General features: G+C 32.5%; 10 protein-coding genes. All 10 read right to left on the reverse strand.

Translation table 11 applies throughout. From position 1 onward, the window contains the following. Nucleotides 1–244: 244 nt before the first annotated feature. On the reverse strand, nucleotides 245–1,051 hold the full coding sequence (locus tag KDK18_RS12170) for a glycosyltransferase family 1 protein (protein WP_257255191.1): 807 nt from the start codon (nucleotides 1,049–1,051) through the stop codon (nucleotides 245–247). Between the two features lie 315 nt (nucleotides 1,052–1,366). After that, a complete protein-coding gene (locus KDK18_RS12175) occupies nucleotides 1,367–2,686 on the reverse strand; it encodes a hypothetical protein (protein WP_257255192.1) in 1,320 nt (439 codons plus the stop codon). Nucleotides 2,687–2,690: 4 nt separating this feature from the next. After that, entirely contained in the window at nucleotides 2,691–3,458 is a 768-nt protein-coding gene (locus tag KDK18_RS12180) for a glycosyltransferase family A protein (RefSeq protein ID WP_257274912.1), read from the reverse strand. Continuing rightward, nucleotides 3,455–4,936, reverse strand: a complete 1,482-nt coding sequence (locus KDK18_RS12185; protein ID WP_257255193.1) for a hypothetical protein — start codon at nucleotides 4,934–4,936, stop codon at nucleotides 3,455–3,457. The genes KDK18_RS12180 and KDK18_RS12185 overlap by 4 nt, the downstream gene beginning before the upstream one ends. 18 nt (nucleotides 4,937–4,954) lie before the next feature. Continuing rightward, a complete protein-coding gene (locus tag KDK18_RS12190; RefSeq protein ID WP_257255194.1) occupies nucleotides 4,955–6,202 on the reverse strand; it encodes a hypothetical protein in 1,248 nt (415 codons plus the stop codon). After that, nucleotides 6,199–6,999, reverse strand: coding sequence for a hypothetical protein (locus tag KDK18_RS12195; protein WP_257255195.1), 801 nt, complete (start codon nucleotides 6,997–6,999; stop codon nucleotides 6,199–6,201). The genes KDK18_RS12190 and KDK18_RS12195 overlap by 4 nt, the downstream gene beginning before the upstream one ends. Then, nucleotides 6,992–7,999, reverse strand: a complete 1,008-nt coding sequence (locus KDK18_RS12200) for a glycosyltransferase family 4 protein (protein ID WP_257255196.1) — start codon at nucleotides 7,997–7,999, stop codon at nucleotides 6,992–6,994. Before KDK18_RS12200 ends, KDK18_RS12195 begins: the two co-directional genes overlap by 8 nt. Next, nucleotides 7,996–8,901, reverse strand: coding sequence for a glycosyltransferase (locus tag KDK18_RS12205; RefSeq protein ID WP_257255197.1), 906 nt, complete (start codon nucleotides 8,899–8,901; stop codon nucleotides 7,996–7,998). The genes KDK18_RS12200 and KDK18_RS12205 overlap by 4 nt, the downstream gene beginning before the upstream one ends. 146 nt (nucleotides 8,902–9,047) lie before the next feature. Continuing rightward, nucleotides 9,048–10,214, reverse strand: a complete 1,167-nt coding sequence (locus tag KDK18_RS12210) for a nucleotide sugar dehydrogenase (protein ID WP_257255198.1) — start codon at nucleotides 10,212–10,214, stop codon at nucleotides 9,048–9,050. A gap of 43 nt (nucleotides 10,215–10,257) precedes the next feature. Continuing rightward, nucleotides 10,258–10,587, reverse strand: a 330-nt coding sequence (locus KDK18_RS12215) for a hypothetical protein (protein ID WP_257255199.1), incomplete at its 5' end; no start/stop codon positions are given.

Genomic DNA, 10,587 nt, shown 5'->3' on the forward strand with positions numbered 1-10,587 from the left:
GCATTGTGATTTAGCTGCATAAGTTGAGGCGACATCTACCTTGAAAGTTACCGATACTTTTAATAATTATCATTTGATACTTCATCAACAGTAACTATACCTACAACATTTTAAAATTGATTAGTTATTTTTTGTTATAGATATAATATGTGTCAATTTTTTATAAACAGCATTAGTAATTGAAATTTAGATTAACCCACAACATCAAAACAGATTTAGATATTTCATTAATCCTATAAATATTTCACATTAATTCATTATACACTGATAAAGTTTCTTGAAAACAACGATCCCAAGAAAACATTTTTGCTTGCTTGTAACCAGCAATTTTCAATTGATTCCTATGGTTAAGTACTTCTATAAGTGCAATTCGCAGAGTATCTACTTTAGGATGGTCTACTAAAACTGCAGCATCACCAGCCACTTCTGGTATTGAAGAAACATTCACTGCAATAACAGGGCAGCCAGCTTTCATAGCCTCAACAATAGGAATGCCAAAGCCTTCATAACTCGAAGGGTAAAGCAAAGCAAAAGCAGAATTATACTCTTTATTTAAAGCTTCATCACTTAATCTACCAAGCCAAGTAAAACGACCCGGAAGCTGTTCTTCTAAAAGTTTTTGCTCTTTAAATGAAAGTACACCGCCACCAACAATACGCAGTTTTAAATCATCAACCTTAGAAACAGCTTTAACTGCGATATCAAAGTTCTTATAACCAACACGAGCACCGATAAAAAGTACAGAGTCATTAGTTTTAGTTTCAAAATAAAGTGGCTTATAAGCATCAGACACCCCATTGTAAATGACTCGTATACGCTCATGGTCAACAGGACATATTTTCATCAGATCATTTGCCGTATTCTGAGAAACACAAATAATCAGATCACTATTCTGAATTGCTCTGTTTTTTTGCCAACTGTGAACCCATTTAGCAGGACCATTCCTGAACTTCTCATAAGTAAAATCATGTACAGTAGTTACAACTTTCAAACTACTAGCACTCGGCAATCTATAATAACTAGAGTGAAACACACCACCCAGCTCATTCACTAGGCAATCCCTATACCTTTCTAAGGGCCGATTACACTCGTTACTTTTTGGTAAAACTGCATACTCTACTTTGTTTATTTCACAACCATCCAACAAGTTTTCGAAATATACAGATATTCCCCCACTTGCTTGTAATCTTTTAATAATAGAATCAAAAATTATCATAAACTTTATGTTTTAGAGGTATTGATCGCGGCTTTAGAGGCTTTCATGATTTTTTTGTCTGCGGTTATGTTAAGGATGACGCGAAACCAGAAAGTGGCAGTTACCGTTAGAGGTATGGCTTAACCATAAACAATCAGAGAATCAGTAGCATTAAGATTTAGCTGTGCAAGTTGAGGTGACATCTTCCTTGAAAGTAACCGTCTTTCTCGGAACTATGACTCTAATCAAAGCAAAAAAGATCAAATTTATCAAACATGCCCTTAGAGTCCAAAGCTCCATTCTCGGTAGAACCATTGCTAATGGTGGAAGTACACACAAAAAAATTGAAAACTTTCCAAACAAAATATTTGCTCTTAACTTTGTCAAGAAAACTAGAAATGCAGCATATATTATTATGGAAAATAGACCAAAGTAGAAATATAACTGCCCAACAAATGAAATACCACCAATTATCCAAGGATGACTTCCTAGTGCTATATATTGATCTCTAAATTCATACAAAAAAGGTTCTAATCGATAACCTGAGGGTAAAGATTGAGAAAAAATATCCAGAAAAGAGAACGGCTGATTATATCCAACATCATTTGAGAAAAAATAATAATTAGAAACATTCGGGATAATAAACTCACCTAGAACGGTGATTAAAAAAAGAGGCATATTAGTTAAATCAAAGTTTTGAAATCTAAATACTGAGCGGCTAACAATCAATAAAAATACAAATAAAATGATTACTAGATGCTTAACTCTCAGCACTACTCCTCTTATTTGCATGTTCAATAGCATACCGAATAGAATAGCGGCAGCATAAATTCTAATTGACAATAATATTAGAATTGAAATCAACAGTACTGACAAGAGATAGAAGAAAAAACTTTTTAGAGGTTTATTTTTAATTTGAAACAATGTTATCGCCGAGCTGGTTAAGACAATTAACCAGCCAAGTCTGTTAAAATATGATCCATCTAATTTTGAAAAATGAATATATGTACCAGCCGTGATATTATATAGCCAAATACAATAAAATAAAGAAGCACACAACAATATGAATGCAGTAAGATCCCAGTACTTAGAACCATCATCAAAATATGATAAAGAAGCAAATGGTTTAGCTTCGGCCCTTAAAAAAACATAGTTCACCAAAATAATAAAAAGATAGACCATCTTTATTAATTTGATAACTTTTTCGTTTTCACCAAAATTAACACTAATTAGTTCCGAGAGATTAAAACTAATGAATGGAATCGAATAAAGATAAAACCCAAATACTATGTATAAAGATAGAAAGATTAAAAACAAGTCAACAACTGTTAATTTCTGTCCATTTAAACGGAACAGAAATTCCAGCAAGTATAATAAAACGATAAGTGAAAATAAAATCACATCAATCGGAAATTTTGAGTAATCATTAAATAAGATAGCTACTGAGCAAAACAATCCTAAAAATAATAATAAAAATAATCTAAATTTCATGGCTTTAAGATATTAATAGTTTAGGGTGCTTAACAAAGAATTTTATCACAGAAAGCAAAAACTTATAATTGTGACAGAACTTAAGTAAGTTCTTTTTATAAACCCTTGAATAGCCATGTAAAGCTTTAGATGAAGTACCAATAGATGATCGAGAATGTTTTAAATAATATGCATCATAGCTCTGACTAACATAGACCTCCACCCCACTAAATATAAGACGAATCCAAGTATCCCAGTCTTGACATGATACTAGCCCTTCATCAAAGCCACCTAATGCAATTAAGTCTTCTCTTTTTACCATAACAGTGGGAGACGGTATAAAACAAGAATCAAGAATTTCTTTTCTTGAATTTTTACCAACAACATATCGATATTCACCAATTTTTTCTTCACTTTCATTTACGATATAAGCCCAAGAATAAATCAAACCAGCCTTTTTATTTTTATTTGCAATTTTAAGTTGATTTTTGATTTTATCTCTACCCCAGTAATCATCATCATCCACAAAGCAGACCCAATCAGTAGTAGCGATATTCAATCCCAAATTTCTACAATACTGCGCTCCTTTAGAAACATTTAAATATATATATTTAATATTCAGCAGTTCTCTGTATTTAGAAACAGTTATTTCATACTCATAGGGGCAAGTTGAATTATCATTTACAATTAGCACTTCATTGACAGCATGTGATTGATTTACAATCGAAATCAATAATTTTTCGAGAAGATCAACCCTATTATATGTAGGGATTATAACACTTACACTCATCATTTTTTAAAAAATTTAAAGTCAATTTTAATAGGTGTTTTTTTAGAGGTCAATTGAATCACATTAAAAACACCAGAGGCAGAGTACCCACGATTTATACTTAAAATGTCAGCATATAAATAGACAACCATATTTTCATATTCAACCTTGGTTACACCATTATTAATAACTACTTTCCCAAATAGACTAATATGATAGCTCGGCTTAAATAATCTAAGAGATGAAATCAAAATACTAATACAAGAGTTAGTTATTTTATACCGATAGATATCTAAACCTGCCCATGAATAAAGTATCAAACTATTACTATTGAAGAAGAAACTATTAGATGGAGGTTTTTTTTTTCTATCTAAAGGAAGAGAAATCATATTTGATTTGTAAAGTGACTTTGTAAACTGCTCACCACCTAAAACAGGTGTACATCGTCGGCCCCTCGACTCTAAATATGGAATTGGCAAGCCATTAGTTATAAAACCTTTGACACTACCAAATACAGCTGAATAGTTTGTTTTTTCTACAATTCTTAAACCTGAGCTTTTTAAATAATGCTCTCTCAATATATGCTCTCTAGATATATTGTTTAGACTGACATCTCCTAACTCATCCTTAGCTCTATCCAGAAAATACAACAAAAAGAATGAGTAATCAATAAAATTATTATAAGGATACCAACCAATATGATTCAATGAATCAAATTCATAATTACTGGTTGTGAACCTTGAACACTCATTTAAAACAAGAGGAATATGATCGTTTTCAATATTTGAGGATATGACTGACAAAATCAAATTTGCAGCTCGCTTATACTCCTCATCTCCTGTTTCCTTGTATGCAGCATATAAACTGTAAAAAGCAGGACCATAGCCAAATGTTTGGAACTGCCCTCTACCTAGATAATTAAATTCTCCTGAATTCAAAGTCAATAGTGCAGTAATTCTAACTGACTTAAAAAATCTTCTTTCAATATTCTTTGAACCTGTGATTTTGTATATTTCGTAAAGTAAAAATGAAGAAAATGCATGATATTGAGATGATCGAACTTTCCTTGCATCCCAAATAAAACCATCTCTATCTTGCCTAAATTTCAAATAAGCGAATAGTTTCAATGGTAACTTCTTAATTTCCCCACGCCTTAATTTACATACAGTATTTAAAAGAATCCAGTTAGTAGCTTTCGAGTCATTATATTTTTCAGACTCTCTTATTTTTTTAAGACATGGCTTTTTTACAATATCATCGTTGATAAATGATAACGCGTACTTATTAAATTCCCAATGAAAGCTTGCATTAGATATATCGGTATCGTCTATTTTTGTAAAAATATATTCTTTGAGATAGTCATATTTATTAGAATTTTTTTGGTTAGTTATTGTAAATAATAAAAATGAATACCCATAGTACCATCTCAATGCATCATAATCACCATTATACGTCTTTGACTGAATATCATCTAGTATGCTAGCTGTTAGCATACTCAGCATATTTCTTGACACAATTATCTAAGCCCGTGAAATTTTTTTATAGTGAAGTAGAAGTAATGATGTCCAACATATAGCCACTGCAATATTGGAAAATGCCAAATATAAATAGCCCCATATATATGAAACTATCAAATATACAAAAAACGAAAAAATAGCTGATGGTAATGCTACTGAAATAAACATATCTCTTAAACTATGTTCTACAGTTATTCTAGAAAGTATAAGTCCAGGAATAATTTTCATAATAACTAAAGAAATGACTATAGAAAAGCATACAACATACAGGTTTTCTACTTCACCATTAACTAGAATAGAAATAATAAAGCTTCCAAACAATGAGAATAAACCCAATATCAACAGAGATACACCAAGATATATCGACTTAAAGAATGCTTCTGCCTTTTTTCTCTCTGATTTAGATTTGCAATTTGATAAGACTACTACATTCTGTTGATTTAAAATCATCGGCAAGATGTTTGACAAATTTGCAACAGCGAGAGCTACTGAGTATTTTCCAACTATAGTCGATGTAGAAAAAATGGACAAAAAAAAGACATCCGCCTTATATATAAAAAATGTAACTACGCCATTTAGATGTGACCACAATGAAAATGTTCTCAAGTCACTTTTAATACGCTGATAGAACTCATTACTGAATAATAGTTTAGTCACTGTACCAGCTTTTATTCTAAATAATGGATTGAATGCTCTCCAGAGAAAGGTGTAAAAAACTAAGACAAGAAAATCCTTCATCGCCAAGTATGCCAGCGAATCGAAGTATAGTATTGGAACTGTGAGTATTATGTTAAATATGCAGCGATACACAGACATTGTGGTTACAGAAGATTGCTTCGATATAGATACGTTATAAACACAACTTGTTGAATTATATATATCAGAAGTCTGTATAAAGAAGAATGAAAGAAGCGCAAAAATAATTGACTTATCAGAATTCAAAAAGAATAATAAATAGCAGACAAATAAATATAAACCAAGAGCAATTACTTTTATTATAGAGAAAGACAAATAGTCATTAACCTTCTCGATTACTTCAATATTAGAAACTCTTCTTCTTAATAAGATATTCTCTACTGCCACATTAAATACATTAAAGAATACAAAAGTACTGGCTACCGCTGAGACTAAACCATAAGCCATAACGCCTAAACTTTTATTTATAAGATAGATAATTAGAAACTGAGAAGATACCAAAAAAAACTTTTCAATGACTGATAAAATTATTAATCCCGAAATTCTTTTTCTCATTCTAAAAAAAACCTTGTTTTCATATCCAATATCGTTCCACAAGGAATTTTAATCATTGAATAAGCACTAAGATTAATCAAATACTTTATCAGTTTATATTTATAGGGCCTAAACTCTGCCTTATACCAAAGATATCTTTTTATAGCTTCACTACTCAAAAGGTATTTTGTAAGTTTGTCAGGCAATGGTCTAGTACCTGCCCAATCTGTACAAACTTTTATCACATCTTTTGAGTTTTTTGCCAGCCCTGTTGGAATGAAGCGGCAATGTACAACCCACTCACCTACCTGGTCTCTCACATACATCACACACTTCATCCCTTCTGGAACTGTAACTTCGTCTATCTCAATAACAATTTTCTTACCGTTAACTAAATGACCAGTTACACTTCTTACTTCATGCTGATAGTATATGTTACTATCGGTATGGTGTATGACTTCCCCACCAATTTCAAAACAACCAACCACTTCTTTTTTAAATCTGTATCTGGTAACAAAATCCATTAAATAGGAATCAGTTAGTAGCTCTAGCCTAAGCTCTCTGTATATTGAACTATGAACAGCTGTATCATTTGTTTTTAATTTAAACTTCCCTTCACTTAGTTTTATAATTCTTTTTGTAATAAATCTGGATGCAGTACTATATTTTTTTATTATTTGTTCTTCATATCTTTGACCATATCCTTTTTCTAAAGAATAAAATGAGTTTGAATCAGCAAATTCAACACCCCAAGGTAACACTATATTAATGCCATCAACCTGCAAGCTTTCAATAACATTATTATTCCACTTAGCCACAAACATTTTCAGATTTATTTCCTAAAAATATTTTTTCAAAGTTTTCAGTATATATTTCATAAGAATGGTGGGTTTGAACAAAATCTCGACACAGCCCACTTATTCTTTTCCAATCATTTAATATTTTATTAATATTTGAACTGTAATCATTGGCAGAATAACCGAATACAGCTAATGAAGGCTCAATAGAGTAAAGCTGTTCTCCATTACCAACAAATGACGTTACAACTGGAGTCCCATTTGCCATTGCTTCCAAAAGAGACATACTCATACCTTCAAATCGAGATGGTAAAATAACATAACTATATTGCGAGTATAAAGCTTGCATTTCACTTTTATCTATAAACCCAAGATAAGTTGCTTTCAGATCACTGACGTAGTGCGGGCAAACATAATCTATCGAATGACCGTATTCAGAAACGAGCTCGTTAATGACATCCATTCCCTTTGCATAATAATTATCAGATGTGACAAAAAGCCCCTTTCCATTTCTTTCTTCAAAATCGTTAATCAACTTAGGAAGTTCTACAGCGTTTGGTAGTAGTGCATCGACGACTATATTTTGTTTTGCAAGCCACATTTGTACGTAGTCTGATACAGCAATATTAATCTTGTCTTTTGCAGAAAATTTCTGAAGCACACTACCCCGCAAATGTATCAGGAATTGCTTTAAGCTACGCCTTCCTATAAGGCATTTACCATAACCATAATAGGAGCCGTGATGGATATTGTAGACATTGGCATGTTCAATCCCGAACCCAAACTCGCCATTACAAATTACAATATCATAACTGCCCAAACTCTTCTTATGTCTACTTGCTGTAATCAATGGCAGCCCCATAAAAAAAGCCAAATATTTTAATATAGAAGAAACTTCCCCCTCAATAGTTATGTATTCAATCTCCCACCCTCGGGCTCTTAATATTCTATCAATCAGTTTATTTACTGACTCTACACCTCCATATTGTTTTTTATATGGAGTTACTATTAAGCACCTCATCTTAAAACAACTCTGATCAGCGGTAAAAAAAACATTTTTAGAAACATATTAATAACAAACAACAACTTTGCAACTTTCAAGCCCCAATTTAAACCATATCTCTGTGAGAATCTTTCATAATACTTGTTATAAAAGTAGGAGTTATATTTAACACAATAACAATATTGTTTTAGTCTATTTTGTCTCTGCCCACCAGTTCTTACATCAGTTCGTGCCATATGGAAACAAAGTGCACTTTCAGTCATTAAGCACAAGCCTCCGTTGACATATGAATTCATTTGAAAGTCTGTTTCTTCTCGATAGCCATTACCTGGAAAATAATATTCATCAAACATATATTTACTTAAATAACTTCGTTTTGATAAAAATAAAGCATGGGTAAAGGGAATAAAAACAGTATCATTTGAAATTTTTTTTCCAAATTCAATAGTTAAGGTTGAAAGATCAATTAAATCTTTTTCATTGTAAGTTTTTCCCTGTTGAAAATACTTCTTTTTGCTCGCCTCTAGATCTTCTGCGGGCTTCATCATAACTATTTGCCCTGAAACAATTACATCCTCTCTTTTAGTTCGCTTTAATAAATCAAGACAGATCTTTATATAATCCTTATCAAGGTATGCATCGTCCTCACCGAATAAGACATATTTACCTACTGCTATTTCAATACCAGTATTTCTTGCAGCTGCAGCACCTTTTTTATTTTCTTTTTTAATATATCGTAATATGTTTTTTTTCTGAAGTTTATTTTTCTCATTCAAAAAACCCTTTAACCCCTCCGTTCCACCATCATCAACGTATATTATTTCGAGTACACCATCTTGCTGTATATATGAATCAATAGTTTTCTTAATCGCATATAGACGATTTGATGTAGGAATTATAATAGACACTTCGCTTTTCACGTACGCCCCAATTATTTATCAGACATGTATATATAAGCACTATAAATAAGCATCTTTACATTTTTTCTAGAGCATATTCTTAAGACTGCGTGAGCATCAGAACCCATTTCTTTTTAATTTCACGTATGGCTAAAATAATTTTTAACCTAGTCACTACCAAATATATCTCTCGTGTATACCTTCTCGATTACATCCTCAAGCTCTTTAGCCTTTCTATTTGTAATAATCAAATCGCTATTATTCTTAAATTCATTTAAGTTTTTTATCACTTTATAATGAGAGAACTCGACATCATCTATTGTAGGTTCATAGACTATAACTTCTATCCCTTTTGACTTGATACACTTCATAACGCCTTGGATAGCAGAACTTCGAAAATTATCTGAGCCATATTTCATGACTAAACGATAGACACCAACTACTTTAGGATTACGGCTTATTATAGAGTCAGCAATAAACTCTTTTCGTGTTTTGTTTGCATCTACAATGGCTTTGATAATATTATTAGGAATAACATCAAAATTTGCTTTTAGTTGTTTTGTATCTTTAGGCAGACAGTAGCCGCCATAGCCAAAACTAGGATTATTGTAATGGCTCCCTATTCGAGGATCTAAACCAACCCCATCTATTATCTGTCTAGTATCTAAGCCATGACTTTCACAGTATGTATCCAGCTCATTAAAGTATGCAACTCGCATTGCCAAATAAGTATTTGAGAATAATTTTATTGCTTCAGCTTCAGTAGAATTAGTCAAAAGAACATCAATTTTATCTTTTATTGCTCCTTGCTTAAGCAAATAAGCAAAACGTTCTGCTCGCTCAGATTGCTCGCCAACTATTATACGTGCTGGATATAGATTATCATGAAGTGCTTTTCCTTCTCTCAAAAACTCTGGTGAAAAGATGATATTATTAAAGCCAAGCTGTTTTTTGATACGCTTTGTATAACCTACAGGCACTGTAGATTTAATAACTATAACTGCACTCGGATTGATCAGCATAACATCTTTAATGACAGATTCAACAGAACTGGTATTAAACTGGTCTGTTTCACTATCGTAATCTGTTGGAGTTGCAATAACTACAAAATCTGAGTTTTGAAATGCTTCCTTTTTACTACATGTAGCTCGCAGGTTAAGACTTTCATTTCTCAGAAAACTCTGAATTTCTGAGTCTTCCACAGGGCTAACTCCATCATTAATCATCCTTACTTTATGCTGAAGTATATCCAAAGCTACAACTTCATTATATTGAGCTAAAAGAATCGCATTAGAAAGACCAACATATCCCGTACCTGCTATAGCAATCTTCATATTATATATTTTTTCCTGTAAGAAATATCACTTAGGGTAGACATTAAGCCCCACCCACAACACAAAGACCCAATCTTGTACGCCCTGAACAACCGTCTCGTGCAGCGTGTTCACGTTTCGCATTATCTGCCCAGAAGTCCAGCAGCTTCCTTGTATGTAAGAGCAGAGACTTTCCTGCATTCATCAGGGATAAAATGACATTACCAAACAGCCGGGTTCCACTTTTCGCCTTATGCGTCGAGATTTCTTCAATAGCTCCACTTTCGTAGAGGTTCGCCTGCGCAGCATGTGCAAGATACCTTTTCAACGTCACAACGACCACGGCAAAATCATGAAAGTGCCTGCCCAGCAAGGACTTCAGCCAGATAGCGTG

Source organism: Endozoicomonas sp. SESOKO3 (assembly GCF_024606255.1).

Coding starts and splice junctions, on each gene's coding strand:
- KDK18_RS12175 (WP_257255192.1), bottom strand. CDS start 2,686: ATGAAATTTAGATTATTTTTATTATTATTTTTAGGATTGTTTTGCTCA.
- KDK18_RS12180 (WP_257274912.1), bottom strand. CDS start 3,458: ATGATGAGTGTAAGTGTTATAATCCCTACATATAATAGGGTTGATCTT.
- KDK18_RS12185 (WP_257255193.1), bottom strand. CDS start 4,936: ATGCTGAGTATGCTAACAGCTAGCATACTAGATGATATTCAGTCAAAG.
- KDK18_RS12190 (WP_257255194.1), bottom strand. CDS start 6,202: ATGAGAAAAAGAATTTCGGGATTAATAATTTTATCAGTCATTGAAAAG.
- KDK18_RS12200 (WP_257255196.1), bottom strand. CDS start 7,999: ATGAGGTGCTTAATAGTAACTCCATATAAAAAACAATATGGAGGTGTA.
- KDK18_RS12210 (WP_257255198.1), bottom strand. CDS start 10,214: ATGAAGATTGCTATAGCAGGTACGGGATATGTTGGTCTTTCTAATGCG.